The organism is Streptomyces sp. NPDC001220 (genome assembly GCF_053597895.1).
This window is the reverse complement of sequence record NZ_JBSFJE010000024.1, coordinates 1-26,847: the sequence shown is the minus strand read 5'-3', so window position 1 is coordinate 26,847 and position 26,847 is coordinate 1. Positions and strand designations below refer to the sequence as shown.

Genomic DNA, 26,847 nt, shown 5'->3' with positions numbered 1-26,847 from the left:
GGCCGGCCCTCACCCTGGGGGCCGGTACCGGCCCCCAGGGGTTTCGAGCGTCCCCGGACCTATCGCTCCCTTCCGCTCCCCCCGCGAGCGGTGGTGTGACTACGTCGCCCGGCGTGTCTCACCAAGGAGCCGGGGCCGGCGGCGGGGCCACCGGGGGCCGGTCGTCGCAGGTGATGGTGTTCGGCAGTTCCCAGGACGCCAGCCAGGGGCCGGTCGTGCCACCTCCGTCATTGCCCCCGAGGTCGTTCACCGCGAACTCGGAGCCGGAGGGCGGAAAGTTGAAGGATCCGCAGTTGTTGATGCCGACCGCGCCGACGTTACGGGCGTCCACGTTCTCGAAGGACGCCGATCCGGCGGAGCGGGCGCTGAGCACGGAGGTGCCGGTGCCGTCCACGCGGATGTCCTTGAAACGGACACCTCGGATCGCGTACTTGTCCTTGACCGGGAAATCGGAGACCAGCATGATCGCGTTGTAGGTGTTGTCGAGGAAATGGTCGCCGGTGACCTGGATGTCGGCGTCGATGTCCCGCTCCAGGGCGTAGAACCAGATGGCTCCCAGGCCGATCTTCCAGTTGAGCTCGAACGGCCCCGAACGGACTGTGGTGTTGTCCGTGATCTTCAGTTGTCCGGCGAACGGCTGCGCAGCGAACCGGGAGCCGACCTGGATGGCGCTGCCCTCTCTGATGGGGTCGGCTATGAGGTTGCCGGTGACCGTGTTGTCGGTGCCGCCGTACAGGGCGATGCCGTTGGCGAGGACCGGGGTCTGCACGGTGTTGTGGGCGAAGACGTTGCGCGCGTCGCCCGTCTTCTCCGACCACATGGCCAGGCCGTCGTCGCCGGTGTTGCGGACGAAGGTGTCGGAGACACTCGAATCGGTCACGCCGGTATGGAAGTTGAGGCCGTCGGCGATCTGGTCGGCGATCAGGGTGCGGGTGACGCGCAGGCGGGTCATCGGACCGTCGAACCACATGCCGACCTTGGTGTGGTGCAGGTAGAGGCCGTCGATCGTCGAGTCGCTGAGCGCCCCGCCGACGGCGTTGACCTGGTCGGTGTCGATGCGTTCGCGTACGTCGCCCTCGACGGTGAAGCCTGACAGGTGGACGTCGTGGCTGCCGCCGTCCGCCGCGTCCTTGCCGTAGAAGCCCACACCGGTGTGAACCGAGCCGTCGGGGGCGGGGGTGTCGAGGGTGACCTGGTGGCCCTTGACGATGCTGTACCAGCTGCCGGCCCCGACGATCGTCACGTCGTCCACGGTGATGTGACGGTTCACCTGGTACGTGCCCGGCGGTACGTACACCTTGAGGTGGTGTTTCCTGGCGGAGGCGATGGCCCGGTCGAAGGCGTCGCCCGCGTCACGCCGGCCGGTGGGATCGGCTCCGAACGCGATGACGTTCGCGGCGTGCTTCTCGACATGCGGCGCGCCCACGAGTTGCGTGTCGAGCAGGTCGATCACGGTCCAGGCCGCGGTGCTGTTCCTGGGCGCGGTGAGGCGGACGGTGTCACCGGCCGCGTACCGCTTGCCGAGCAGCAGTCTCTGTTCGTCGTAGAAGTGGCTTGGCCTGAACGGCTTGTCGATGGTGGGCGTCGGGCTGGTCGCGGCGGGAACGCAACCGCATTCGGTGATCCACCAGTCGGGGTGCAGCAGGTCGCCCTGGGGGTCGTTGCTGAACGGGTACTGGTTGTAGAGCCAGGAGTACTGCGAGGTGAGGGTCATCGTGGTGCGGTGGCCGCCGCCCACGGAGACGTCGAGGGGCGCGGTGATGCCGCCGCCTTCGGGAGCGTCGGGGATGCTGTACCGCACGGTGAGAGCGTTGGCCGCGCGCGGCAGGGTGAACTCGACGTACTGGCCCGGCTTCAGGCGCACCGCCGTGCGGCCGGATGCCTCCGAGGGGAGCGTGTACGCGGTGCGGTCGGGGCCGATGACGGTGCCGTTCGTCGCCGCGTTCTCCGCCTCCTGTTCGACGAAGTCCACCGCGGCGCCCCGCCCCGCGACGAGGGCGGGATCGAGCCCGGCCCGGGTCACCGTCGGGGTGCCCTCCCGGCCGCCGTGCCCTGACGCCGCCGGGGCCGGAGCGCCGAGCCCGAGCACGAGTCCGGCGGCGGCCGCGGTCAGCGCCACGAGGGTCCGACCCGGTCTTCGTGCACGGCCCCAAAGCCGCTCCGCAGCCACGTGGTTGGTGTACCGCGCCATCGGATTCTCGTTTCTCTGGGAGCGGAGGTCACCGAGGGCAGCTCGGTGCACGGCAGCACGACGGGAACGGGCCGTGCCGCTGCGTACCGGGACATTAGGCGCGACAGGACGGCCGGACAAGACGTCGGACACCTCCTTCCATCTTTTAGTGCAGATCCTGCAAGCGATTGTCGATTCCTTGCAGGATGGCATCTGGCATCCGGGCCTTCGGACCATTCGATCGGCGTTCGGCACCCGCACCGTCGCCGGCCCTTGTTGAACCCGGGACATGATCTCGCGCAGACCCCCTAGGCGTACCGACCAGTCGGTACTAGCCTCTGCCCACGCTCTCGGAGCCGGGCCTCCGCGCATGCTCGTCACACCGATGCGAACACCCGGTTCCGGGTATCCCTGGGAGGAGCCGTATGTCCGCCGCCACGACACCGTCCGACGCCGACAGACCCGCGCCCGCTGCGCCCTCCGCGGACCCCCGCGCCCCGCTGGCCTGGCTGTACCGCCGCGAACTGGCGGACTACCCGCCCACCGTTCGCCGTATGGTCTATCTCGCGATCGTGGTCGTCACCACGGTCGTCCTGTACTACATGCTGTACATCCAGTACGCGGTGGCGACGTCGATCATCACGCACTTCGGTATGACGTATCGCTACTTCATCTGGGTCTCGGTGATCGGCAACGCGGTCGGGGCCTTCGCCTCGCTCGTGGCGGGTCTGGCGGACCGCTGGGGCCGGGCGAATCTGGTGGTCTACGGGCTGCTGATCGCCGCGTTGCTGGTCTTCTTCGGGTTGCCGAACGCGGCGAACAAGACCACCTATCTGGTGCTCTTCGCGCTCGTCAGCTTCATCGAGGGCATCGTGCTGGTCGCCACCCCCGCGCTGATCAGGGACTTCTCCCCGCAGCTCGGCCGGGCGACCGCGATGGGGTACTGGACGATGGGACCGGTCATCGGCTCCCTGGTGGTCACCACCGTCACCAGCAACACCCTCGACAGCGCCACCTGGCAGGACGAACTGCGCTATTCGGCGATCGCCGGGTTCGTCGTCTTCGTCGTCGCGGTCTTCGCGCTGCGCGAGCTGTCCCCGGCACTGCGCGACCAGATCATGGTGACGCTGCGGGACCGGGCGCTGGTCGAAGCCCGCGCCAAGGGGCTGGACACCGAGGCGGTACGCCGCGGTGAGTGGCGGCAGATGATGCGCCTGGACGTGCTGGGCTCGGCCTTCGCCATCGCCGTGTTCCTGCTGCTGTACTACGCGGCGGTCGGCAACTTCGTCGTCTACTTCTCCACCGTCTTCGGCTACAGCGAACAGCGCACCAACGCGCTGGCCAACTGGTACTGGACGGCGAACGCCATCGCCCTGGTCCTGGTCGGCCTGCTCTCCGACCGGCTCAAGGTGCGCAAGCCCTTCATGATCTTCGGCGCGGTCGGCTCCGTCGTGGTGACCGCCGTTTTCGCCACCCGCGCCACCCACCTGACGACCGACTACTACACCTTCGCCTGGCTGTTCATCGGTATCGGCGTCTTCAGCGGCATCGCCTACGCGCCCTGGATGGCGAGCTTCACCGAGACGGTGGAGAAGCACAACCCGGCGGCGACCGCGGCGGGCCTGGCGGTCTGGGGCTGGACGGTGCGCATCGTGGTGGCCGTCTCCGCGGCCTTCATCCCGGTACTGGTCACCTCCGTCACCCCGCTCGTGGAGCACGGCGCCGAGGTCAAGGTCGCCTCGGCGCAGGCGGCGCCCGCGCTGGCCATCGTCAACGCGCACCCGGACATCTTCGCCGAGTTGAACAAGTACACCCCGGCCACCGTGCCGCCCGCGTTGGGCGCCCGCGCCGCCAAGGAGGTCGGCCCGGAGAACCTCGCCGTCGTGCAGAAGGCGGGGCCACAGCTCAAGCTGTTGCAGGAGTACGGCGCCAAGGTCCAGAAGGCGTCGAAGGACGGGCCCGGCGAATGGCGCACCTGGTGGTGGATCTGCGTCGGCGGCCAGGTGCTCTTCCTGCCCTTCGTGTTCGTGATGGCGGGCCGCTGGAGCCCGAGGAAGGCGCGCCTGGACGCCGAGGCGCACCAAGCCGCCGTCAACCGCGAGCTGGCCGCCCTCGCCGCCGCCACGGAGTGATCAGAGGCGGAGCCGGCCGTCCGTGGACGGGGCGGCCGGACGCGGGACACGGCAGGTGAGATGTTGGTCCAAGCCGGTCTGAACCAGGCTGGTGGCGAGGGCGCGAGGCCTGCTGAGGCGTTGCCTCAGCAGGCGGCCCGAGCCGGGCGCCTTCTGCCTTCAGGCCGAGGAACGGCCAACAGCCCGTCGAGACCACGCGCAGCCCCGTCACGACCTGTCCCATGTGCCCACCGGTACCGGTCGGAGCCCTCTTTGGATTTCCGGCCTCTCCCGTGAAGTTACTTCTGCCAGCCTACGGTCTCCGGCAGGGGGGTGCCGAAGATCGTGGCGCCGACGTTGGCCAGGCCCTTCTTGACGCCGTAGATGGACGGACCGCTGAACAGCGGCAGGAAGGCGTACTGCGCCAGTTCCTTGCGCTCGATGGCATTGGCCTGGGCGGTCTGCTTGCCGGGGTCGGATATCTGGGACGCTGCGTGGATCTCCTTGTCCAGCTCCGGGGTTCCGGTGCCGGTCAGGTTGGAGTCACTGTCTGTGCCGTAGAACTGGTAGAGGTAGCGGGCGCCGAAGGGATCCGTGGAACGGTTGCCGGACAAGAAGAGGTCGAAGTCACGGTCGCTCAGGATCTTGGCGAAGTCCGCTTCGTCGGCCTTCTTGATGTCGACCTGGATGCCGACCGGCTTCAGCATCGCGGCGAACGCGTTGGCCGTGGCCTTGTCCAGTGGGTCGTCGCCGAGCAGGGTGTAGCCCACCGTGAGTTCGGCGCCGTCCTTCTCCCGGATGCCGTTGCCGCCGGCCTTCCAGCCGGCGGAGTCCAGGATCTTCTTGGCGTCGTCGGGCGCGTACTTGATCACGGATGAGACGTTGTCCGCATAGCCCTTCTGGAAGCTGTAGAGCAGTGCCGAACCGGGGAGTGGCTCGGAGTAGTCCAGGCCCTGGAACTGGATCTTGGCGATCTGTGTTCTGTCGATGCTCTCCAGCAGTGCTTTGCGCACCTGGACGTCCTTCAGGGCTGCCGATTTGGAGTTGACGTAGAGCGAGTACTCGAAGGGGCTGCCGCCGCGGCGGATCTCGGTGCCGTTGACGCCGCTGATCTGCTTCACGCCCTCGGCACTGCCGGTGGAGGCGTAGTCGACCTGGCCGTTCTTGAACGCGTTGACCGCGGCGTCCGAGTCCAGGTTGACGTAGATCCGCTTGTCGAGCTTGCCCTTCTTGCCCCACCACTTCGGGTTGCGGACGAAGGTGAGGTTGCCGCTCTTCGTGTCGAAGGTGCCGACGGTGTAGGGGCCGGCGCCCCACTCGGGATGCGCCTTCTTCACGTAGGCGTCGTTGAAATTGGCGACCGTGGCGGCCTTGGGGTTGAGGAGGGTCGTGAACAGGCTTGACCACCACGGGTCGACGCCCTTGAAGTCGATGACAGCCTGCCGGTCGTCGGCGCCGCGGGTGACGGAGGCGATGTTCCGGTAGCCCTCGGTGTTGCTGGCGTTGTAGTCCTTGTTCGAGCCGTTGTTGACCTGCCAGGTCGCCTTGACGGCCCGCCAGTCGATCGGGGTGCCGTCGTTGTAGGTGGCCTTGGGGTTGAGGGTGAGGACCACGCGCTGGTTGCCGCCGGTGACGGTGACCTTGACGTCGCTGAGGTAGTCCGGGTTGTACTGGACGTCGCCGGTGGGCGAGTAGGTGATGACGTCGGGGTTGTACCAGAACCAGACGCGTGTCGCGGTGAGGGTGGCGTTGGCGTTGAACGGGTTGCCCTGGTCGTCGAAGGTGCCGGGAGTGGTGTAGGTGCCTCCGTCCTTGATGTTGCCGTACGGCTGGGGGTTGTAGTCGACCTTCGCCGAGGCGACCGAGGGTGACGTGTCCTTGGCCGCCTTCCCGGCGGCCGGCGCATCGGTTCCCGAGGAACTGCACGCAGTGGCGGTAAGGGCGAGAGCCACGGCGAGCGCGGAGGCCGGGGCGATTCTCGGTCGCATGGGGGATCCGTTTCTCTGTGGGGGCGGGGCGACGCCGCACGGCGCGACGTCGTGCTGGGGAAGGAACCGGTCAGCGTGCGTGACAGGCGAAGCTGTGGCCGGAGCCGGCGACCGCGGTGCGCAGGGAGGGCCGTTCGGTGCGGCATCGTTGCCGCAGCCCGTCGTCGAGCAGGCGGTGCAGCGGACAGCGGTCGACGAAGACACAGCCCTTCGGCAGACGCGACGCACTGGGCTGCTCGCCCTCCAGCACGATGTGGTCCCGGGAGCGTTCCAGCTGCGGGTCGGGTACCGGAATCGCCGACAGCAGCGCTTCGGTGTACGGGTGCCTGGCGTGTGCGAAGAGCTCTTCGGTGTCGCCGGTCTCGACGATGTGTCCCAGGTACATGACGGCGATGCGGTCGGACACGTGGCGCATCACCGCGAGGTCGTGCGCGACGATCAGGTACGCCAGGCCCAGGTCACGCTTGAGCTTGCCGAGCAGGTTGATGACGCCGGCCTGTACGGACACGTCCAGGGCGGACACGGGTTCGTCCAGGACCACGATCCGCGGCTCGGTCGCCAGTGCTCGCGCGATGCCGACGCGCTGGCGCTGCCCGCCGGAGAGGGCGCCCGGGAAGCGGTCCGTCACCGATGCGTCCAGCCCGACCAGGGACAGGAGTTCGCTCACCCGGGCCCGGATCGTCTCCCGGTCCGTGCCCACGGCCTGGAGCGGTTCGGCGAGCAACTGGAAGACGGGCAGCCGTGGGTCGAGGGAGCCCATGGGGTCCTGCATGACGATCTGTACCGCGCGGCGCAGTGCTCGAGTCTGTTCGGCGGAGCCCGCAGCGGCCACGTTCGTGCCCGCGATCTCGATCGAGCCGCTCTCGGGCCGCCTGAGCCGCATGATCTCCAGCAACGTGGTGGTCTTTCCGCTGCCGGACTCGCCCACCAGGCCGAGCGTCTCACCGGCCCGCAGTTCGAAGCTGACGTCGCTGACCGCGTGCAACGTACCGACACGGCGTTTGAGGAGCGCTCCCTTGGTGACCGGGAATGTCTTGCCCAGGCCCTCGACCCGCAGCACTGTCTCGCCCGAGACGCTCCGACTGCGGCCGGGCCCCTCGGTGTCCGTCGCGGTCGGGAAGATCGAGTCCGCCACCGGTGTGCCGTCGGCTATTTCGCCGGCGCGCAGGCAGGCGACCTGCCCGTGCCCGGGGACCGTGGCGAGCACGGGTTCCTGTGTGCGGCAGCGGTCGACGACGGCGGGACAGCGATCGGCGAAGGAGCACCCTGCCAAGGGGCCCACCAGTGACGGCGGCTCGCCTCCGATCGGCACCAGTGGCCGCTCCAGCCGTGCCTCGGGACGTGGCACCGCGCCCAGCAGCCCGATCGTGTACGGCATGGTGGGACGCCCGAACAGCTCTTTCGCGGTCGCCTGCTCCACGATCCGGCCCGCGTACATCACGGCGACCTCGTCCGCGTACCCGGCGACCACCCCCAGGTCGTGGGTGATCAGCACCACGCCCGCACCGGTCTCGGCCTGAGCGGTCCGCAGCACGTCCAGGATCTGCGCCTGTACCGTCACATCAAGGGCGGTGGTCGGTTCGTCGGCGACGATGACCTTCGGCGAGTTCGCCATCGCCATTGCGATCACGACGCGCTGGCGCATGCCGCCGGAGAACTCGTGCGGGAAGGACCGCGCACTGCGGTGCGGGTCGGGGATTCCGACCAGGTCCAGCAGCTCGACCGCCCGGATCCACGCGGCTTGCTTCGTCAGGTCCTGGTGCACCCGTAGCGCGTCGGACAGCTGCCTGCCGACCGAGAAGATCGGGGTCAGCGCGGACAGCGGATCCTGGAAGACCATGCCGATGTCCTTGCCGCGCACCGCGGACAGCTGTCTGTCGTTGAGCCCGACCAGATCACGGCCGCCCAGCAGCACCCGGCCCGACACGCGGGCGGCCTCCGGCAGCAGCCCCATGATGCCCATGGCCGTCGCGGACTTGCCCGACCCCGACTCGCCGACGATGCCGAGCGTCTGTCCGGGCAGGACGTCGAAACTCACTGAGCGTACGGCCTGGACAGGTCCGGCCTCGGAAGGAAAGGAGACACTCAGGTCCCGCACGGACAGCACCGGCGCCGTTGCCGCGGATTCCGCCGCCGGGTGCGTCCCGGGGGTTGCCAACGTCATCGCCGGCCCCCGAGCGCCCCGGTGGTCGACGTCGGGTCGAAGGCGTCACGCAGTCCGTCTCCGACAAGCGTCATCGACACCGTCAGCAGCACCACCAGAGCGGCCGGGTAGCCGAACAGCCACGGCGCACTGGTGATCGTGCCCGATCCGTCGGCGAGCATCGTGCCCAGTGACACGTCCGGGGGCTGCACCCCGAAACCGAGGAAGGACAGGGCGGTTTCACTGAGCACGGTGGCGACGACTCCCAGTGTCAAGTTGACGATGAGCAGGGAACCGAGGTTGGGAATGATGTGCCGCATGACGATCCGCCAGGGCCCCACCCCCATGAACTCGGCGGCGAGCACGTAGTCCCTCTCGCGCAGGGATGTGGAGACGGACCAGATGACCCGCGCCGTCGACATCCAGCCGAAGACGGTCAGCACCAGGATGAGCACCCGCCAGTCCCCGGCAAGGCGGTGCGAGACCAGAGCCAGGATCAGGAACGACGGCACGACGAGCAGGAAGTGGATGACCATCAAGGTCAGCTTCTCGACCCGGCCGCCGAAGTACGCCGCGCCCGAACCGATCACCGCGGCGAGCACGATCGTCAGCACCGAGACGCTGACCGCGATCACCAGGGAGCGCTGGAGGCCGTGCACGGCCTCGGCGTAGACATCGTTGCCACCCTGGTTGGTGCCGAAGTAGTGCGTCGAGCTGGGTGGTTGGGTGAGCGCGGTGAAGTCCACGTCGGTGTAGGCGAAGTGCGTGAACGCGCCGCCGAACACGCTGAAGAGCACCAGCAGTACGAAGAGCGCCACTCCGAGCAGGGCCGGACGGTTCCGGGCGAACCGCCGCAGGTACAGACGGCCGCTGCCCAGACGGGGTGTCAGCGTAAGGTCCGCCGCGCCGGGATCGAGTGGCTCGGGCAGAGGAGGCACCGTGGTCGTCATGTCAGCTCACCCTGACCCTGGGGTCGAGGAGGACGACCGCGATGTCGGCCAGGACCGCACCGATCGCTGTCATGGCGGCTCCGAACGCGGCGACGGCGACGGCGCCGTGCACATCGTTCTTGCCGATGGTCTGGATGAAGTACTGGCCCATACCGTTCCAGCCGAAGACGGTCTCGGTGATCACCGCGCCGGTGAAGATGGCCGGGATGCTGAATGCCACCGACGTGGCGGTCGGGATCAGCGAGGCGCGCAGCGCATGCCGGCGGATCGCCTGGGCGCGTGTCAGCCCGGTGGCGCGGGCGGTGCGTACGTAGTCCGAGTTGATGCTGTCCAGCAGCAGCGAACGCTGAGTCAGGTGATAGCCGACATAGCCCAGCAGAGTCAGGCACAGTGTCGGCAGGATGAGGTGCTGGAAGCGGTCGGCGATCGTCGGCCACAGTCCGGTGACGGTGGGCGACTTCTCCCCGGCGACGTACAGGAAGCGCCATCCGAGGTGCTGGTTCAGCCAGATCCCGGCGAAGACGACTGCCAGCGCCGCGACAGCCGTCGGGACGTTGAACAGGAACACGGAGACGAGCTGGGTGATGCGGTCCCACCACCCGTACTGGCGGGAGGCGGTGAACACGCTGAGCGCCACACCCGCCACCACGGACAGCAGCGTGGCCGCGGTGACCAACTGGCCACTGACCACGACCCGGAAACCTATCTCCGAGTTGACCGACGCCCCGACCGGGGACTTCCCCCAGTCGAAGTGCAGGACCACGTTGCTGAACCAGTGCCACCACCGGTCCGCCAAAGGGACCCGCGGATCCAGGTTGTACGGTGCCAGAGACCGATCGATCTGTTCCTCCGTACGCACCGGCCGCAGCCCCCGGTAGTTGGACCTCGGGTCGAGGAACCACGCGGCAAGCAGGTAGGTCACATTGGTGGCGACCACGATCATGGCCAGCCACCCTGCGGCCTTGCGTATCACATGGCGGACCACGAGCCCGCCTTCCTGCAGGAACGGGATGCGGCGGCGGTAACCGCACGCAGGGCCGGCGGAGGTGTGCCGGGTCTGGGCATGGGCCTGATGCTTTCTGGACGGACATGAACACACCGCCCTGGCTGAGGCGGCGGTGCGCTTGTGTGCCGCGGCCCTGCTCTTTGCGTAGCGGGTGAGTGGGCCGACCACGAATAATTCTTCGGCGGTGATCACGTTCCGCGCCAGCCTTCCAGCGGGCCTGCCATGTGATCGCAATGTGCATGTCACGAACTTCGACTGTCCGGAGCCGCCCCGCCATCGCAGACTGGCCCCATGGATGCAGGACTCGCCGCGCCGCTGGGCGCCGCTGTCGGCTCTGCCACCACTCTTGGTGCCGCGATCATGAGCGGCCGGGCACAGGCACGGGCACAGCATGATCAGTGGCGCCGTCAGCACCGCCGCGACGCGTACGCCGGCTACCTCAGCGCGCTACCAGGCAGTCAAGGACTTCCGCCTCGCAGCCCGCGGTGTCATCGGCAACACGAACTGACAGCGCGCCGACCGTCATCGCCGTCGGAAAAGCCGAGGCACTGCTCAGGTCGGCACGTCAGACAGCGAGCTCAGTACCTGTCTGAAAGCACTGGTCGCATTCCCTGGATCGCCCGTTCCCGGAATCGCGTGGGTGGATCATGGGGTGATGACGACAGCTCTGTGGAGGTGCTGAGTGACGATCTCGATCCGGCCGGCCCGGGATGAGGAAGCGGGCTTCTTATCTGATCTGGCGCTACGTTCGAAGGCCCACTGGGGGTATGACGCCGAGTTTCTCGCCTCGTGTCGGGAGGAACTCACGCTCAGCGGGCCAGAGCTCGCCCGCCGGCGGACGGTCGTCGCGGAGCGCGACGGCGACATCGTGGGCTTCACGACCTTCGAGGGTGAACCGCCACAGGGTGTCCTCGGCATGATGTTCGTCGAGCCGGACGCGATCGGTCAGGGCATCGGCCGTCTGCTGTTCACTCATACTGTCGAGACTGCCGAGGCGCTGGGATTCGCCCAGTTCACCATTGACGCGGACCCGAACGCCGAGCCTTTCTACGAGGCCATGGGAGGCATCCCCGCCGGCCGTGTTCCCTCCGGGTCGATTCCCGGCCGTACCCTCACCCAGTACCTGCGCAGGATTCAGAGCTGACGTCCTGATTCCTCACGTCCGGCCCGTTGTCAGTGGTGGACGGCAAGATGCGGGACATGACGACACCTGCAGCAGAGATCGTGGACACCGCCGCCTACACGCAGGCGGTCGAGGAGGCCGTCGGGGCGGCGGCCGCGTACTACGCCGGCGGCACGTCGCCGCTGGACGACGACGCCTACGACCGGCTGGTGCGCTCGATCGCCGCGTACGAGGCCGGGCACCCCGAGCCAGCGCGCCAAGGCCGGACAACTCGGCATCCGGCTCGCCACGCCCGACGAGTTCGCCGACCTCGTCGGCACCCACCGGAACTGAACCGTCGAAGAGGGGCCCTCACCGACGTGGTTCGGGCCGCGCACCGCTGCCGTGCGTCAGGAGGGTGACCGGCAGAGCTTCTCCGGTGTCCTGGCCGAGCCGTCACGCGCCACCCCCGGCACGGCGATGCCGGCGCTGAGATGCTCGCGGCCGTCGGAAAGTTCGGCCGCAACCGAGAGTTGGCGGGATGTTCGTGAAGCGGGCGGAACGCCCACCAGGATGGTCATCTGACACACCCTGAACGGATACCTGTGGTCTGCCGGACAGGTGTGCGGTGGTCGTTGCGCGCCGGGAGCACCGGCGTGCACGACCGCAAGGACAGAACCCACATGACACTTCGCGAGAAGAGACCCGCCACCGCGGGCGCGCGCCGCACTGCGGTGGCCGCGGTGACTCTGGCGCTCGTCGGCGCCGTGACCGGGGCGGGCATCGCCTCCGGTTCCGACGCCGTCACGGCCACGGACGGCCACGGCCACTCCGCCCCGCGCGGCTGGCTCCCGGAGACCCCGGAGAACTGGCCGCTGGTGGTGGACCGGACCCGTACCCCGGCCGAGACCGTCACCCGCGGCCTGAAGCACTACAGCGAGACCTACGACACCGTCGGCGGCCGTCAGCACATCCAGGTGCTCCAGGCCGACCTGACCGACCCGAATCTGCGGGTGGGCGTGGTCGAGGCCGGCGACACCCTCACCTACCCGGCGGACGAGACACCGTCGTCGATGGCCCACCGCACCCACGCGGTGGCGGGTGTCAACGGCGACTACTTCGAGATCCACGGCAGCGGACGTCCGGTCGGCGGCGTCATGACCGACGGCCGACTGCTGAAGAGCCCCAAGGCGGGCTTCGCCTCCCAGCTCGGCGTCAAGCCCGACGGCACCCTGGTCATGGGGCCCGAGACCTTCTCCGGCACCATCACCGCCGGGTCCGCCACCCGTGCGCTCACCTCGGTGAACACCGTCAACGACGTGGCCGGCGGAGGCATCACGGAGGTCACCCCCGACCTCGGCGAGACCCCGGGCCTGACCAAGGCGTCCACGCTGGTGGCGGGGCACAGCACCGACGGCGGCTTCGTCGTCGACCGGGTGCTGACCGGCCTCACCACCGTGCCGCGCCTGGCCGCGGACGAGACCGGCCTGCTGGGCGCCGGCGACGGCGGGCAGTGGCTCACCGACACCCTGCACACGGGCGACACGGTCGAGATCGCCACCCGGCTGTCCCCCGATAACGATGTCACCCAGCTGGTCAGCGGCGTCGACACCCTCGTCAAGGACGGCAAGGTCTACCAGGACCCGACCGGCACCCCGCCGAACGGCGCCAACCCGGAGACCGCCGTCGGCATCTCCAAGGACGGCAGGCACGCGATCGTCGTCGCCGTCGACGGCCACGGCGGCTCCGACACCGCCTTCGGCGTGACCCCTGAGCAAGCCGCGGGCTACCTGGTCGCGCACGGCGCGTACACCGGGATGCTCTTCGACGGCGGCGGTTCCACCGGCATGGTCAGCCGCGCCCCCGGCGCCGACCGGGCCGAGGTCGTCAACACGCCCTCCGACCTGCCCGGCAACACCGAACGCCCGGTCGCCAACGGCATCTTCTTCTACTCGACGGCCAAGGAGCCGGGTGCCGCCACCAAGGTGGTCGTGAACGACGGGAAGACGGTCACCACCGTCACCGGCGGCTCCATCCCGCTCCCGGTGCACTCCGTCGACCGGTTCGCCAACCCGGCGGACGGCGAGACCCATGTGCGCGTCGAGCCCGCGGGCCTGGCCACCTACGAGGACGGCAAGCTCACCCCGCACCGCTCCGGTACCGGCCGGATCGTCGCCTGGAACGGCAGCGCGTCCACGTCCGAGAAACTGGAGGTCGTCAGCAGGCTGAAGACCCTCACCGTCTCCCCGGACCAGACCGACCTCGACAACGGCGCCACGCAGCAGCTGACCCTGTCCGCCACCGACCCGGACGGCAACCAGGTGCAGATCCCCGCCGAGGCCGCCACCTGGAGGACGGACCCGGCGAACCTCGGCGCCGTGGACGCCCACGGCCTGTTCACCGCGAGCGCCGACGACGGCGGACTCGCCGAGGTGAGCGCGACGGTCGCGGGTGCCACCGGCACCACGTCGGTCGCGGTCGGCAGCGTCAGCAAGGTCATCGACCCGATGAACAGCCTCGACCACTGGCGCCTCAGCAACAACACGACCGGCAAGCCGGCCACACTGACCGCCGACGCCGGGGTCGTACCGCCCGGCTCCACCGAGTCCGGATCGCTGAAGCTCGACTACTCGATGCCGGCCGGTTCCGGCGTCAAGCAGCTCGTGCTCACCCCGAACGTCACCCTCAAGACCGACACCGCGGGCGGCCATGTCCCGACCGCCATCGGCATGTGGATCAAGGGCGACGGCAACGGCATCGAGCTGGCCGAACGGTACATCGGCGTCAACGGCTCGGCGACCACCCTGTATCCGACGTACGTCACCTGGAAGGACTGGCACCTCGCCATCGCGCAGCTGCCGGCCGGCATGCAGTTCCCGCTGACCATCAGCTTCGTCGACTTCCTTGCCATCAGCCCGAGCACCGCCTACAGCGGCTCGCTCAACGTGGCCGGTCTGCAGGCGCTGTACTCCCCGCGGCCGGTGACCGTGCCCGAGTACCACGCCGTGCCGAAGAACCCGAAGTGGCTCTCGTACGAGGAGGACTCGGCGGACTTCGCCCGGCACGGCAGCACCCTGCTCACCGGTGACGACGCCCACCTGCTCGCCTCCGACCCGAAGTCGGTCAGCGGCAACGTGATGGACTCCATCGCCGGGCGGCTGCCCACGCTCACCCCGCAGGCCCGGCCGGACGCCGCCCAGTTCCTCGGCGACATGTCCGACGACGGCAAGCTCGCCGACCTCCGGTTCGCCAAGTCCAAGATGGACGCGCTCGGTGTTCCCGAGCGGGACATCGTCGGCAACCACGAGATCACCCAGGGAGCCGACGCCGAGAACGGCAACTACAGCGACACCTTCGGCGACACCCACTACGCCTACAGCCAGGGCGCGGCGCGGATCGTCGTCACCGACAACTCGCACGGCAGCCTCCAGTCCTCGGACCCCTTCCAGGATCCCGAGGGCGCCCAGTACCCGTGGCTGGTCCAGCAGTTGACCGACACCACCGCCAAGGACGTCCTGGTCGTCACGCACATGCCCGCCTACGACCCGCACCCGGCCGCGAACAGCCAGTTCACGGACCGCTGGGAGGCACGCATGTACCTGCGGCTGGTGCAGCGCTACCAGCAGACGCACCCGAAGCAGCACGTGATCATGATGTACGGCCACGCCCGCGGCTTCGCCGAGCAGATCCTCGACCCCGAGGGCCACGCCGCCACGGTGGAGAAGGGCGGCATCCCGCAGTTCACCTTCGCGGACCTCGGCATGCCCGCGTACGCTCCCGCGGACCAGGGCGGCTTCTACCACTTCGGGCTGATCCGGATCGGTGACGACGGCGACCTCCAGTACACCGTGGAGCCCGCGCTCGCCTCGATCACCGTCCAGGGCCCGAAGGACCCGATCGCCAAGGGGGACCACGTCACCCTGACCGCGACCGGCGACCAGGTGGCCGGCGACAACATCGCACCGCTCACGATCCCGGTCGCGGACCCCGCCTCACACGTGTGGTCCTCGGCCGACCCGAAGATCGCCTCGGTGGACCCGTCCACCGGAGCCCTGACCGCCCACCGCTCCGGCACGGTCACCGTCTCGGTGACCTCCGGCGGCGTCACGGGCAGCGCCCAGGTCGTCGTACGGTGACCCGCTGACCCGAGTGAGGGGGTGCCCGGCTCCGACCGGGCACCCCCTCACTCGGCGGTCTCCGCCTTCACCCGCAGCGCCTGGCACGACCGCGCCGACGCGGCCTGTTTGGAGTTGGTCGAGGTACGCCCGTTGGTCGGGGCTGATGCGCGGAAGCCAACCATCGCCGGCATCCGTCTCCGCCGACTACCTGCACGGTTGCGAAGGGGCCAGTAGGGTCGTCGGCGTGCGCGATGTGCGGGTGGTGTTGATCGGTGGGACGTCGAACGTCGGCAAGTCGACCGTCGCCGCGGCGGTGGCGGAGAGGCTCGGGTTCGAGTGTCTGACCACCGACGGGCTGGCTCGGCACCCCGGGCGACCCTGGAAAACGCCGGAGCGGCAGGTACCGGCGCACGTCGCCGAGCACTACCGATCACTCACGGTTGACGAACTGATCACGTCCGTTCTCGGCCACTACGACCGTCTGTGGCCCCGCATCGAAGAGCTGATCTCGGCCCACGCGACCGAGGGTGGCAGCAGCACGGGCCTGGTCCTGGAGGGGTCGGCGCTCTGGCCCGTCCGCGTCGCCGGGCTACGGGTCCCGCGCACGGCCGCCGTGTGGCTCACCGCGGACGACGCCGTGGTACGCGCCCGGGTCCATGCAGCAGGCCGCTACGAGGCAGCCACAGACGAGGAACAGCGCCTGATGGACAAGTTCTTGGCCCGCACGGCGCGCTACCAGGTGCTCATGAACGACGCCATCGACGGGTTGGGCATGGACCGCATCGACGTGGGTGGCGGACGCCCCGTCACAGAACTGGCCGACTCAGTACTCGCGGCGGTCCACGCGCAGAAATCGGTCGGGCGATCATCCGCCGCCCGATGACCAGTCACGGCGGCCGGCCAATGCCGACTCCCCCTCTACGAACCCGGCACAGGCGTGGCTTGGTGGTAGTACATCCGCCATCCGGAGCCTTCGTCCGACTTTCGCCAGATCGAGCTTCTACGCGCCTGCCTACCGTCGATCGTGGTCTCGTACGTCAGATGCACAATGCCTGGAGCCAGGACAACGCCAGTGATATCGGAAGGCACGTATTGCGGGCCGTCTTCAGCCGCACCCTGCATGTCCGGCAGCTCGGAGAGCATCGCCTGACGGTCCCACCTGCGGCCCGAGGCGCCTACTTCCACGAACTCCGGATCGAAGAGTCGGTCTGCCAGCGCCCTGGATACCCGCACGGCTGGACTCATCAACTGCAGCTCTCGAGCGATCGCCTCGGTCACGCTGCTGTCTGTGTCAGTGTTCATTGGATCATTTTGGCCCGGCTGACCGCGGCACACGCAATCGAAAAAGCAACTGACCCAACCGACGGCACAGCTGGGCCGCTCGGCTGAAGGCGCTGGCGCGCGGCATTCCGCCCAGCCGTTCTCCCCAAGCCGAATGGCGCCAGGTAGCACCCCCAGTCATCAGTCCACCGGCTCACCGCGCGGTTCCGGTGGTTGGACGCGGTGGGTCGGGTCGGGGCCCCGGGTGGACTGGGCCGTTCGCCACAACAACAGGCAGCAGAGGGCCGTAACCGTCAGACCGAGCAGCCATATGCCCACCAGGCCGAGCGCCACACCGAGTGATCGTTGGCCATGGTCCGTCGTGAACGTCGCGGGAGCTGCCGCTCCGAGAGCGAGCAGCGCCACCCCCGGATAGGACATGAAGTACGCATAGATCCACAGCACCCCCGGGATGCCGAACCTGGCGGGGTTCTGGACGACCCAGGATTCCCAGCCGAGGCCTCCCGGTACGCGTGCACTCAGATGCTCGCGGATGTAACGGCCCAGCTGTCCGATACCGACATGGTCCTCAACGAAGCGTGAGCACAGCATGTAGGTGCTGACTGGAACGATCAGCAGGAACCCGCTCCTGGACGCACCGGTGAGGCTGAAACTGAACACCGCTCCGGAGATGGTCAGTTGCAACGCGAGGACATTGTGCTGAGTGGCCTGCCGCTGAATTATCTCCTGTCTCAAGGCTACGAACTCCGCCAGCGGACCTTCGGCATCGCGGTCCGTTGATGCGCTCACCCACTACCCCCGGTTGTCGACCCGACAGCTCGCTCTGATCGCGCACGGGTCAGCATCACCAGGTGGCGGGAACTACGCAAGACCGACCGGCCGCTGGCGAACAGAAGTCACGCCCGCCACTCCCGAGTTCACTCGACGCCCAGCGGTTCGATGCCCAGGTCCTCACGCATGGCGCTACGCATCTGCGCCATGGCCGCGCGCCGCCGCGCTATCAGCAGCGCTTCCTCGGCGGAGCCGACAGCCACCCCTCGGGCGTAGGCGTCGCGCAAGGCGCGCATCCCGTGGAACGCTTCGTTCCCCGCCGTCACGACCTGCGGCGGCCCCACGAGCCAGAGGCGTTCACTGGCTGTGTGGATGCCGGTGCCGCGGACGGCCTCCCGCACTGCGGCGTCCCGTGCCGACGCGGACATGTGATCGCCCAAGGCGACGGCCCGTATGTCTTCACCTGCGGCTTTGAGAGCGGAAACGAACACGGTATAGACCTCGCGCCGTATCTCCAGCGCGTGTCTGGCTTCTTCCCGTCGCCACCGGTTGCGGTCGGCGATCAGAGTGGCCGCGATACCGATCGCGGCACCGGCCAGTGTGGAGAGCAGGGGCATCCAGTCCATGTGCCGCAGCCTTTCCGAAACGGCGCGCCGCCACCAGTGGGTCTCTCTCCGAACGCGGGCGCCCGGGCGTGCTGAGGGGACAACCGGTGCGAAGCAGGGCCCCGGGGCACGCCTGTCAGTGGCGACAAGGACGAGCATGGCTGTGAAGAGGGCGAAGACCGCTCCGCAGCGCTCGGCCTACCGGTCGAGCGGAAGAAGGGGGCGCGGCCACGCCGAAGGAGCCACGCCTGCGGTGACGGCGTACGCGCCCTGTTCCGGGATCACGCCCGGGTGAGCTGGGTCCACACCCGCAGGGGGGTGGCCGCCCGTCGGCGGTGGTCTGCTCCGTGCGCCACCCTCCACGCTCTGTAGCCCTGAGTGCTCGATCAGTCACTCTTGGTGCGCACGCGTGTGAGGCGGTCCCGTTGGGGGCCGCCCGGTCACTCCACCCGATGCCGGTCACCACCGAAGGAGCATCATGCAGATCAAACGGGGTCTCACAGCCTCTGTCGCCGCCCTCGTGCTGGCCGGCGCGGCCGCTGTCGCCGCCGCGGCTCCCGCTCCGGCGAGGACGCCGCCCGCCGCCAGCGCCCCGTTCCGCGCCGCAGGCGCCTCCGCACGGGAAGATCCGGCCTTCTGCGGCTTCGACAACCGGCTCACGCCGCCCACGATCCGGGAGGGCGCTGCCGGGGACACGGTGCGCGAGGCCCAGTGCCTGCTCCAGCTCTGGGGCTTCTACGTGGGCCCGAGGGGAGTCGACGGCGCCTTCGGTCCCCTCACCACCAGTGCCGCCAAGTCCTTCCAGACCAGTCGCGGCCTGGCCGCCGACGGCATCATCGGCCCGAACACGTGGACGAGGCTGCGCAACGGGTGAGCCCACATGTCCTGGCTCGGCGTGGACGGCTGCCGGTGGACGGCCGGCATGCATCGGCAGCCGTCCTTGGCCGCCCCCCAACTCATCACCCCACCGGCGGTCACGTCCGATGTCCACGGCGACACAGGCGCTGCGCCGCGGCGAACTCCCGCCGGTCGGGGGATCAGAGTGGGTTCGGTGTCCGCGCCACCGGATCGGCTACCAGCCGACGGCGACGAGGAGCCATTGCGGGTTGGCGTGGGAGATGAAGGAGGACTGACCCGCCACGTCGTCGTAGGGGAAGCCGTAGGCGAGGTGGTTGATGGCGTTGTCGTGCCAGAACTTGGCGTAGTAGTTCGCCGGTGCCGCCGTGTAGAACTGGGCGGGGTCGGACTGCTGGGAGGCCGGCAGGGTGGCGACGTGGCGGTTGAGGGCGGCGCACATGTTCGGGTTGCCTGCCAGGGAGGCCGCGCAGCCGAAGATGTCGGAGGTGGCCGCGTTCACGCCCACCGACTGGGCGTACGAGGTGAAGTAGTTCGCGTTGGCGCCGCCCGCGCGGAAGCTCGGGTCGCTGCCGGGCGCGATGATCCGGTACGGGGCCTGGGTCTGGGCCAGCACCTTGAACTGACTGGGCACCGCGTCGGTGAAGCGCTGGAAGGTGGTGGCGCGGTCCTCGGCGAAGGTCTGCCGGTTCTCGCCGACCTCGGTGTCGTAACCGTCCTTGGTGTGCAGGCGCATGGCCAGCTTCAGGCCGAAGGCGTCGACCCGGGTGGTGTTGCCGTTGAAGACGTTGTTGCCGACCGTGAACTCGATGAAGTCGTAGTACGAGCTGGTGGGCGAGCCCAGGTAGAAGTACATGCGGCCCGCGGAGTTGGCCGGCATGTCGAGGTAGGGCTGTTCGGCGATGGAGTGCGTCTGGCCGTTGAAGCTCCAGTACACCTGGCTGTCGGGGTACTTGCCGTTGGTGCGGTTGAGGATCTTCACCTCGACGGCGTTGTTCGCCGCGGGTATGTCACTGGTGCTGCCCCAGAAGTCGTCCGGCGGGGTGGTGCTGCCGGGGCCGTAGATCTGGAACTCCCACAGGGAGTATCCGTAGGGGGTGCCCCGCGCGGTGCCGTAGACGCGCACGTAGCGGCCGCTGCCGGTGACCGTGAGGTTCTGGGTTCCGCCTGTGGCGGTGGTGGTGGAGTAGACCGTGGTCCAGGTGCTGGCGTCGGTGGAGGTCTGGATCTGGAAGGCGGTCGCGTAGGCGGCCTCCCAGTTCAGGGTGACGCGGCTGAGCTGCTGGACGGACCCGAGGTCGACCCGTAGCCATTGCGGGTCGGCGAAGGCCGAGGACCAGCGGGTGCCGGTGTTGCCGTCGACCGCCGCGCTCGCGGGGAAGGATCCGTTCTCGGTCGAGGAGGCGGTGGCCGGCTTGCCCTGGGACAGCAACTGGTCGGCGGCGTGCGCGGGCGACGGCGCGACGACCGCGAAGAAAGCGGCGATCAGCACGACGACCAGGCCGAGAGCCAGGCGTGGGCCTGCGGCGCCGGCCGGTGGTCTGCGGGTGGGTGCGCTGGCGGAACTCTGCATGCGGAGTCTCCTCAAGCCGGTTCGGCGTGTGTGGGGATGGAGCAACAGCAGATATGAGAGCGCTCCCTCGGGTTGTAGACCCATCGGTGTCCGCCGTCAACAACTGAAGCTGAAAGCAATCGGGATGCGGCCTGGCGGACGACGCGGTGCTGGTCTCGGCGTCGGTCTCGCGCACAACGCGCCCACCGCATTCAGCTTCCGACCGCACAGCGGCCCCAAGTCGGCCCGTTTCTGCAACCCTTGACGCAACCGGTACGGACCTTTTATGACGCCGGCCCAGGCAGGTCGTGCGGTGCGAGGCCCGTGGAGGCGGGGTGGTCCTGGGCCGGGTCGAGGCCGGCCAGGGTGATGTCGGCCGTCTCGTAGCGCACCTCGCCGCCGTCGGCGAGGTGGGTGGCGGTGAGCTTCTGGACCAGGACCTGCTGGGGGCACAGACGCGCCCCGGGGCCCTCGGATCCGTCGCTGTCGTCCACGAGGTGGCTCTTGCCGTCCACCCGGAACTCCAGGATGCCGTCGTGAGGTGGGCCGCCCAGCACCAGGTCGGCAAGCCCCCAGGAGGCGAACATCCGCACCGCGCGGCTCTCCACGATGCCGGCCCGCTGCCGCTGTGCCACGTACTGTCGGCTGCGGCGCTCCAGGACGATGCTGTCGACGCCGCATCTGCGCAGCAAACTGGCCACTGTCAGCCCGGCCGGGCCCGCACCGATCACCACCACGGTCGTGGATTCCGGAACCTCGTCCAACTTCCGCTCGACCTCGGCCACTTGGCACCTCCGGCGTCAGCCTAGCGCCGAGTGGGGCCACGCCGGGGTGAAGCGGCGACCGTGGCCACCCCCTCTGACCTCGACGACATCGCGCGTATCGAAGCCCTGGCCGCGGGTCCCCGGGCGCCGGCCGCGGGCGCCCCGGGCGTTGGCCGCGGGCGCCCCGGGCGTTGGCCGCGGGCGCCCCGGGCGTTGGCCGCGGACGCCCCGGCGCCGGCCGCGGACGCCCCGGCGCCGGCCGCGGACGCCCCGGCGCCGGCCGCGGACGCCCCGGCGCCGGCCGCGGGCGCCTGGGCGTCGGCCGAGGTCCCGACGGTTCGGCGGGCCGCGCTGCTCGGAAGTGCCCGGGCCGGCGCAGCGCCGGCCCGGGCGTACGTGTTGTGCTGTCGCGGCTCGGGGCTAGTCCGCGGGGCCGGCGATGTCGGCTTCCTCGGGGAGGATGACCATGTCGATCTCCTTGCGGCCGAGGAGCGGGCCCAGTGCCAGGCCGCGCTCCGGCGGCCAGAACTCGGGCTTCTCACCGGGCACCGGGTCGTCGCCGCCTTCCAGCCACAGCCCCTCGCCTCCGCCGGGCGTGAAGAAGGACACCATGTGCGCCTGTTCGCCGGTGCGGTTGCGGAACCGGTGCCGCGTGCCGCGCGGCACGAAGACGAAGTCTCCGGCGTTCGCCACGAAGGTCTGATCGCCGTTCAGGAATTCCAGCGCACCCGAGATGACGTAGAAGGACTCGTCGGCGGACCGGTGCACGTGTGCGATCGGGCCGCCGCCCGGGGGTACCCAGCAGACGGTGAAGCCCACCGCGCCGTCGGTGGATCCGGCGGGCGCCATCGTTTCGTAGACGTCGCCGGACATCCACTTGACCACGCCCTTCTCGGCGGGGACGTGCAGGACGCGCGGACGGTGGTAGTCCGCCGTCTCGGCGCCGTCGGTCAACGGTATGGAACTCATGTCGTTTCCTTAGAGGTGTGGGACGTCGTGGTGCCAGGCGGGCCGCCGCCTGGAGAACTGGGGAACGCGGCGCGGGTCAGCGCACTCCGAAGTGGCGTGCCTGCCGGGTGGCGGCCCGGACGCCGTCGGTGAAGGGCTCGCCGTGGCCGGGCAGCAGCAGGTCCGCCGGGAGTTGGTCGAGACGGTCGAGGGCGGTGAGCGCGGCCTTGCTGTCGTGGGTGAAGCAGCGGCTCACGATCGAGGGTCCGGTGTGGCCCGACAGCCCGTCCGCGGTGACCAGGGCGTCGCCGGTGAAGAGCAGCCCGCGGTCGGCGAAGTGGTAGGCGGCGCTGCCGGGGGTGTGACCGGACAGCACAACGGCCTGCGGGGCGCCGGGGACCTCCTCCAGCACCTGGTCGCCGTAGAAGACCCGGGTGTTCTGGACGGCGGGAGCGGTGAAGGCTCCCGCGCGGGCCAACTGGAGAGGCATGGCGAATGCGGCCGGCCTGCGCAGGAGGTAGGGGAGCATCGAACGCTCGGGCTTGGCATGGCGGTTCACGCTGCGCGGACCGTCGTGCAGGATCGCGGCGTCCCGGTCGTGGATCCAGATGTCGGCTCCGGCCTCCTGGAGGGTGTGGGCCAGGCCGGTGTGGTCGAGGTGGCCGTGGGTCAGGAGCACGGCACGGATGTCGGCGACGGAACGGCCGAGACCGGCCAGCAACGCGCGCAACTGGTCCTCATGCGCGGGCACACCCGCGTCGATCAGGGTGAGGCCGTCGGGGCCCTCGATCAGGTAGAAGTTGATGCCGTGATCGCCGAGGCGATGGACGCCGGGTGCCACCTGGGTGGGCGCGGGACGGGACATATGGACCTCCAGCAACCTGCCAGAATTCAATACAGTGGACTGTATCAAATTTGGAGAGTGCACCGATGCCAGGCGAGACACCACGCCGGCCCTACAACTCCGAGCGCCGACGGGAGGCCGCCCGCCGCAATCGCACGGCGGTGTTGGCGGCCTGCGGTGAGCTGCTCTTCCGGGACGGCTACCACGCCACGACCGTGCGGGCGGTGGCCGAGGGGGCGGGTGTCTCACCCGAGACCGTGTACAAGGCGTTCGGCGGCAAGCCGGGCCTGGTGAAGGCCCTGTGGGACAGCACGCTGGCCGGCGACGACGAGCCGGTGCCCATGGCGGAGCGTCCCGAGACGCGGGCGATCCTGCGGACGGGCGAGCCGGTCGCGAAGCTCCGGCTCTATGCCGCGTACGTGCGCGGAATCCATGAGCGGATCGCCGCGCTGTTCACCCTGCTGACCCAGGCGGGGCCGGAGGTCGGGGAGGTACTGGAGACGGCCGAACGGGAACGGCTCACCGCCGTCACCTCGTTCGTCACCCATCTCACCGAGACCGGTGCGCTGGATCCGGAAACGGATCCGGCGCACCTGGCGGACGGCCTGTGGGCGCTGGCCGGGCCGCAGCTGTACACGCAACTCACAGCGGGGCGCGGCTGGTCGGCCGACACATACGAGGAGTGGCTGGCCGACACGCTCATCGCCACGCTCCTGCGGTCCTCCCGCCCGAAGCGGTAGGCCTCGGGCGGGGCGGCGGAGCCGGGGGTTCGTGCCTACGCGGCCAGGGTCTCGTCCTCGCGGCCGCTGCCCCCGTGGCCGGAGCGGTAGCCCTGCAACAGGGTGTCCGCCACCTGCAGGGCCTGCTCCGCGTCGGTCGCTCCGGTCATCACGCACAGCGTGTACGTGGCGTCCTCCAGCAGGCGGCTGGTACGGCCGGTGGGGCGTACGTCGTGCTCGATGCGCGCGTCGGCGAACCGGGCCAGTGCGGCACGCAGTTCCTTCTCCGCCGGATGAATCATGACGATTCCCCACTCCCCCAAGCTCGGCTCGCGGGCGCGTCGGCGCCGCCGCGAGGCACAGGTTGCACAGGTGGCGTCGCGCGCCACTCCTCGGCGCGGGACCGCGCCGAGCGAATCTCCGTCTGCCCCGCAACTGGACATCCATACCTGGATGATTCAAGGACGATCAGCCTGTCCGAACAGAGTCGCCCAGAACGTCTACCAAACCTGGGGCAGTTCACCGCACATCAGGTTGCCGGGTTCTCGGGGGTCGTCGCTGGTCCAGAACTGGGTCCACAGGGTGGCGAACTCCGGGCGGCTGAGGTAACCGTCGCCGTCCTGGTCGAGGCGGTCGAACACCTCCCCGGTCTCGACGGCCTGTCCGTGCCATGTGTCGACCAGGCGCTTGTGCTCGCCGCGGCCGATTCGCCCGTCGCCGTTCTCGTCCACCGCGTCGAAGACGGTGTCGGCCGTGGCGGTGACCGCCTCCGGGATGGAGGGCAACAGGTCGACCATGGCAAGGAGATCATCCATGTCGATCCGGCCGTCCCCGTCCGCGTCGACAGCGGCCGACAGCTGCTGCCACCACCCTCTCATCACGCTCTCCACCCGCACGGCCAGCTCCGACTCCGCTCGCACCCGCGGCAGCCGGCCCCAACGGACCGCGAGCGCCGCGAAGTCCTCCTCCTCCAGATAACCGTTGCCGTCCGCGTCGAACGCGTCGAACATCGCCCGAAGCTTGTTCCGCTGGAACTCACTGGCCATCACACGCCTCCTCACACAGCACTGAGGAGATGCTGTCCGCAGGCGCCACTCCCCCAACGGCGCACGCGATCACTCGCCCACGGGCCGACGACTCCGCCAGCCGGGCCGACGCCACGAGCGCCGGTTTGGCCCTCGCCAAAGGCAGAACGGACGAGACCACCAATGTCGCGGTCACACCGCATCGCGCATGTCATGTTCACATCTTGACGGGCTTGGTATAGACCTTTAGCTTTCCCGGTGTCAGGTCTTCCTGGCGTGCGTCCTGTCGGTGTCCGCCACACCAACGTGCCACCTCGGAAAGGCTTCCTCACCCCCATGGCTGCTGGCTCTTCCTTCCTCACCACCGCGTTACGCGGTACTCCTCTCATAGCCCTGCTGGCCTTGTCGATCGGCCCGTTGACCGCGGCACCGGCGGCCGCGGCGACCGGTGCGGTCACGGGCCTCGCCGGCAAGTGCCTCGACGTCGCCGGCGCCGACTCCGCCGACGGCACCCCGGTGCAGCTCTACGACTGCAACGGCACCAGCGCCCAGCAGTGGACCCCAGGCACCGACAACACCCTGCGCGCCCTGGGCAAATGCCTTGACGTCACCGCCAACTCCACCGCTGACGGCGCCAAGGTCCAGCTGTGGTCCTGCACCGGCGCCGCCAACCAGCAATGGACCGTCACCGCCGCTCACGACATCGTCAACCCCGCCGCGAACAAGTGCCTCGACGTCACCGACCGCTCCTCCGCGAACGGTGCGCGGATTCAGATCTGGACCTGCACCGGCGCCGACAACCAGAAGTGGACCGCTCCCGCGGAACAGGGCGGCGAACAGTGCTGGGCCACGCACTACGGTCCCCAGCCGCCCGGCGCCCTGACCGCCAGCGGCGAGGTCTTCGACAACAACGCCGACACGGTCGCCACCTCTCTCTCCCGCCGGCCTCAACTGCCCTTCGGTACGCGCGTCCAGGTCACCAACGTCGCCAACGGCCGGTCCCTGACCGTACGGGTCAACGACCGCGGCACGTTCGCCCAGACTCCGCAGGAGCCCAAGTGCCTTGATCTGACCGACGGCGCGTTCAGCCGGCTCGGCGGTGTCCTCGACCCCGATGCCGGACACATCGTGGTGACCCAGCAGGTCCTCGGCTGAGTCGTCTGCCTCCGCAGGCCGGTCACGCACTCTCCCCCTCGTTTCACGTCAGGAGCAGCTCTCCATGCGCCTTCCACTCCTCATGTCCCGCCTCCGCGGGCACAGCGCCCCCGGCCGGCTGACGCTGGCCGTGGTCCTCGCCGCCGTCCTGTCCGCCCTCTTCACCGTCGCCCCGGCTCAGGCGGCGACCGGCCAGATCACCGGGCTGGCCGGCAAGTGCGTCGACGTGGCCGGCGCGAACAGCGCCAACGGCACCGCCGTCCAGCTCTACGACTGCAACGGCACCGGTGCCCAGAGCTGGTCCAACAACGGCGACGGCACTCTGCGCGCCCTCGGCAAATGCCTCGACGTGGTCGACCGCGGCACAGCCGACGGAGCCGCCGTCCAGCTCTGGGACTGTTCCGGCGGAGCGAACCAGCAGTGGGTCGTCACCGCCGCTCACGACATCGTCAACCCCGCCGCGAACAAGTGCCTCGACGTGCAGGGCAACAGCAGCGCCAACGCCACGCGCCTGCAGATATGGACCTGCACCGGCGCCGCGAACCAGAAGTGGAACGCCCCGGCCGGTGGTGGTGGAGGCGGCAACCCGTCCGGGTTCGTCGTCAGCGAGGCACAGTTCAACCAGATGTTCCCGAACCGGAACGGCTTCTACACCTACAGCGGCCTCACCGCCGCGCTCAGCGCCTACCCCGGCTTCGCCAACACCGGCAGTGACACCGTCAAGAAGCAGGAGGCCGCCG

Annotated in this window: 24 protein-coding genes; 9 read left to right on the top strand and 15 right to left on the bottom strand. The window is 69.3% G+C overall.

Going from position 1 to position 26,847, the window contains the following annotated elements; all coding sequences use genetic code 11:
- Window positions 1-118: 118 nt before the first annotated feature.
- The gene (locus ACWDGI_RS39525) at window positions 119-2,191 is read right to left on the bottom strand and encodes a glycosyl hydrolase family 28-related protein (protein ID WP_450767664.1); all 2,073 of its coding nucleotides are present in this window, start codon (window positions 2,189-2,191) and stop codon (window positions 119-121) included.
- A 404-nt stretch (window positions 2,192-2,595) separates the two neighbouring features.
- Between ACWDGI_RS39525 and ACWDGI_RS39520 the strand changes: the two genes are divergently transcribed.
- Window positions 2,596-4,302, top strand: a complete 1,707-nt coding sequence (locus ACWDGI_RS39520; RefSeq protein WP_450767662.1) for an MFS transporter — start codon at window positions 2,596-2,598, stop codon at window positions 4,300-4,302.
- 278 nt (window positions 4,303-4,580) lie between these two features.
- On the opposite strand, the gene ACWDGI_RS39515 is transcribed toward ACWDGI_RS39520, so the two are convergent.
- The 4 genes from ACWDGI_RS39515 to ACWDGI_RS39500 all read right to left on the bottom strand — a co-directional run bounded on the left by ACWDGI_RS39515 (window position 4,581) and on the right by ACWDGI_RS39500 (window position 10,347).
- Window positions 4,581-6,269 carry an ABC transporter family substrate-binding protein gene (locus ACWDGI_RS39515; RefSeq protein WP_450767660.1) on the bottom strand — a complete coding sequence of 563 codons (1,689 nt, stop codon included), beginning with the start codon at window positions 6,267-6,269 and terminating at the stop codon, window positions 4,581-4,583.
- Between the two features lie 70 nt (window positions 6,270-6,339).
- Window positions 6,340-8,433: a dipeptide ABC transporter ATP-binding protein gene (locus tag ACWDGI_RS39510; RefSeq protein ID WP_450767658.1), complete on the bottom strand. Its 2,094-nt coding sequence runs from the start codon at window positions 8,431-8,433 to the stop codon at window positions 6,340-6,342.
- Window positions 8,430-9,362 carry an ABC transporter permease gene (locus tag ACWDGI_RS39505; RefSeq protein ID WP_450767656.1) on the bottom strand — a complete coding sequence of 311 codons (933 nt, stop codon included), beginning with the start codon at window positions 9,360-9,362 and terminating at the stop codon, window positions 8,430-8,432. Before ACWDGI_RS39505 ends, ACWDGI_RS39510 begins: the two co-directional genes overlap by 4 nt.
- A 1-nt stretch (window position 9,363) precedes the next feature.
- A complete protein-coding gene (locus ACWDGI_RS39500; protein ID WP_450767821.1) occupies window positions 9,364-10,347 on the bottom strand; it encodes an ABC transporter permease in 984 nt (327 codons plus the stop codon).
- A 703-nt stretch (window positions 10,348-11,050) separates the two neighbouring features.
- Here ACWDGI_RS39500 and ACWDGI_RS39495 point away from each other — a divergent pair.
- Together ACWDGI_RS39495 and ACWDGI_RS39490 are read left to right on the top strand one after the other, a co-directional pair.
- Entirely contained in the window at window positions 11,051-11,512 is a 462-nt protein-coding gene (locus ACWDGI_RS39495; RefSeq protein ID WP_450767654.1) for a GNAT family N-acetyltransferase, read from the top strand.
- Between the two features lie 56 nt (window positions 11,513-11,568).
- Window positions 11,569-11,892, top strand: coding sequence for a hypothetical protein (locus ACWDGI_RS39490; protein ID WP_450767829.1), 324 nt, complete (start codon window positions 11,569-11,571; stop codon window positions 11,890-11,892).
- Here ACWDGI_RS39490 and ACWDGI_RS39485 read toward each other — a convergent pair.
- The gene (locus ACWDGI_RS39485) at window positions 11,881-12,051 is read right to left on the bottom strand and encodes a hypothetical protein (RefSeq protein WP_450767652.1); all 171 of its coding nucleotides are present in this window, start codon (window positions 12,049-12,051) and stop codon (window positions 11,881-11,883) included. The two genes, ACWDGI_RS39490 and ACWDGI_RS39485, sit on opposite strands and share 12 nt — an antisense overlap.
- Window positions 12,052-12,153: 102 nt before the next feature.
- On the opposite strand from ACWDGI_RS39485, the gene ACWDGI_RS39480 reads away from it, so the two are divergent.
- Window positions 12,154-15,606, top strand: coding sequence for a phosphodiester glycosidase family protein (locus ACWDGI_RS39480; RefSeq protein ID WP_450767650.1), 3,453 nt, complete (start codon window positions 12,154-12,156; stop codon window positions 15,604-15,606).
- Window positions 15,607-15,847: 241 nt separating this feature from the next.
- On the top strand, window positions 15,848-16,471 hold the full coding sequence (locus tag ACWDGI_RS39475; protein WP_450767819.1) for a hypothetical protein: 624 nt from the start codon (window positions 15,848-15,850) through the stop codon (window positions 16,469-16,471).
- Between the two features lie 35 nt (window positions 16,472-16,506).
- On the opposite strand, the gene ACWDGI_RS39470 is transcribed toward ACWDGI_RS39475, so the two are convergent.
- The 3 genes from ACWDGI_RS39470 to ACWDGI_RS39460 all read right to left on the bottom strand — a co-directional run bounded on the left by ACWDGI_RS39470 (window position 16,507) and on the right by ACWDGI_RS39460 (window position 18,266).
- On the bottom strand, window positions 16,507-16,890 hold the full coding sequence (locus ACWDGI_RS39470) for a nuclear transport factor 2 family protein (protein WP_450767648.1): 384 nt from the start codon (window positions 16,888-16,890) through the stop codon (window positions 16,507-16,509).
- 159 nt (window positions 16,891-17,049) lie between these two features.
- Window positions 17,050-17,658 carry a hypothetical protein gene (locus tag ACWDGI_RS39465; protein ID WP_450767646.1) on the bottom strand — a complete coding sequence of 203 codons (609 nt, stop codon included), beginning with the start codon at window positions 17,656-17,658 and terminating at the stop codon, window positions 17,050-17,052.
- A gap of 128 nt (window positions 17,659-17,786) precedes the next feature.
- Complete coding sequence (locus tag ACWDGI_RS39460) at window positions 17,787-18,266, bottom strand: hypothetical protein (RefSeq protein ID WP_450767644.1); 480 nt, start codon at window positions 18,264-18,266, stop codon at window positions 17,787-17,789.
- A 457-nt stretch (window positions 18,267-18,723) separates the two neighbouring features.
- On the opposite strand from ACWDGI_RS39460, the gene ACWDGI_RS39455 reads away from it, so the two are divergent.
- A complete protein-coding gene (locus tag ACWDGI_RS39455) occupies window positions 18,724-19,119 on the top strand; it encodes a peptidoglycan-binding domain-containing protein (RefSeq protein ID WP_450767642.1) in 396 nt (131 codons plus the stop codon).
- 198 nt (window positions 19,120-19,317) lie between these two features.
- On the opposite strand, the gene ACWDGI_RS39450 is transcribed toward ACWDGI_RS39455, so the two are convergent.
- The 4 genes from ACWDGI_RS39450 to ACWDGI_RS39435 form a co-directional block, all read right to left on the bottom strand.
- Window positions 19,318-20,673 carry a beta-1,3-glucanase family protein gene (locus tag ACWDGI_RS39450; protein WP_450767640.1) on the bottom strand — a complete coding sequence of 452 codons (1,356 nt, stop codon included), beginning with the start codon at window positions 20,671-20,673 and terminating at the stop codon, window positions 19,318-19,320.
- A gap of 263 nt (window positions 20,674-20,936) precedes the next feature.
- Entirely contained in the window at window positions 20,937-21,437 is a 501-nt protein-coding gene (locus tag ACWDGI_RS39445) for an FAD-dependent monooxygenase (RefSeq protein ID WP_450767638.1), read from the bottom strand.
- Between the two features lie 399 nt (window positions 21,438-21,836).
- Window positions 21,837-22,385, bottom strand: coding sequence for a cupin domain-containing protein (locus ACWDGI_RS39440; protein WP_450767637.1), 549 nt, complete (start codon window positions 22,383-22,385; stop codon window positions 21,837-21,839).
- A gap of 76 nt (window positions 22,386-22,461) precedes the next feature.
- Window positions 22,462-23,229: an MBL fold metallo-hydrolase gene (locus ACWDGI_RS39435; RefSeq protein ID WP_450767635.1), complete on the bottom strand. Its 768-nt coding sequence runs from the start codon at window positions 23,227-23,229 to the stop codon at window positions 22,462-22,464.
- Window positions 23,230-23,294: 65 nt separating this feature from the next.
- Between ACWDGI_RS39435 and ACWDGI_RS39430 the strand changes: the two genes are divergently transcribed.
- Window positions 23,295-23,948: a TetR/AcrR family transcriptional regulator gene (locus ACWDGI_RS39430; RefSeq protein ID WP_450767633.1), complete on the top strand. Its 654-nt coding sequence runs from the start codon at window positions 23,295-23,297 to the stop codon at window positions 23,946-23,948.
- Window positions 23,949-23,983: 35 nt separating this feature from the next.
- On the opposite strand, the gene ACWDGI_RS39425 is transcribed toward ACWDGI_RS39430, so the two are convergent.
- Complete coding sequence (locus ACWDGI_RS39425) at window positions 23,984-24,229, bottom strand: DUF5133 domain-containing protein (protein ID WP_450767631.1); 246 nt, start codon at window positions 24,227-24,229, stop codon at window positions 23,984-23,986.
- 198 nt (window positions 24,230-24,427) lie between these two features.
- Window positions 24,428-24,973, bottom strand: a complete 546-nt coding sequence (locus ACWDGI_RS39420; protein ID WP_450767629.1) for an EF-hand domain-containing protein — start codon at window positions 24,971-24,973, stop codon at window positions 24,428-24,430.
- A gap of 315 nt (window positions 24,974-25,288) precedes the next feature.
- Here ACWDGI_RS39420 and ACWDGI_RS39415 point away from each other — a divergent pair, with 315 nt between their 5' ends.
- Together ACWDGI_RS39415 and ACWDGI_RS39410 are read left to right on the top strand one after the other, a co-directional pair.
- Window positions 25,289-26,107: a ricin-type beta-trefoil lectin domain protein gene (locus ACWDGI_RS39415; protein WP_450767627.1), complete on the top strand. Its 819-nt coding sequence runs from the start codon at window positions 25,289-25,291 to the stop codon at window positions 26,105-26,107.
- An 82-nt stretch (window positions 26,108-26,189) separates the two neighbouring features.
- Window positions 26,190-26,847, top strand: a 658-nt coding sequence (locus ACWDGI_RS39410) for a ricin-type beta-trefoil lectin domain protein (RefSeq protein WP_450767817.1), incomplete at its 3' end; no start/stop codon positions are given.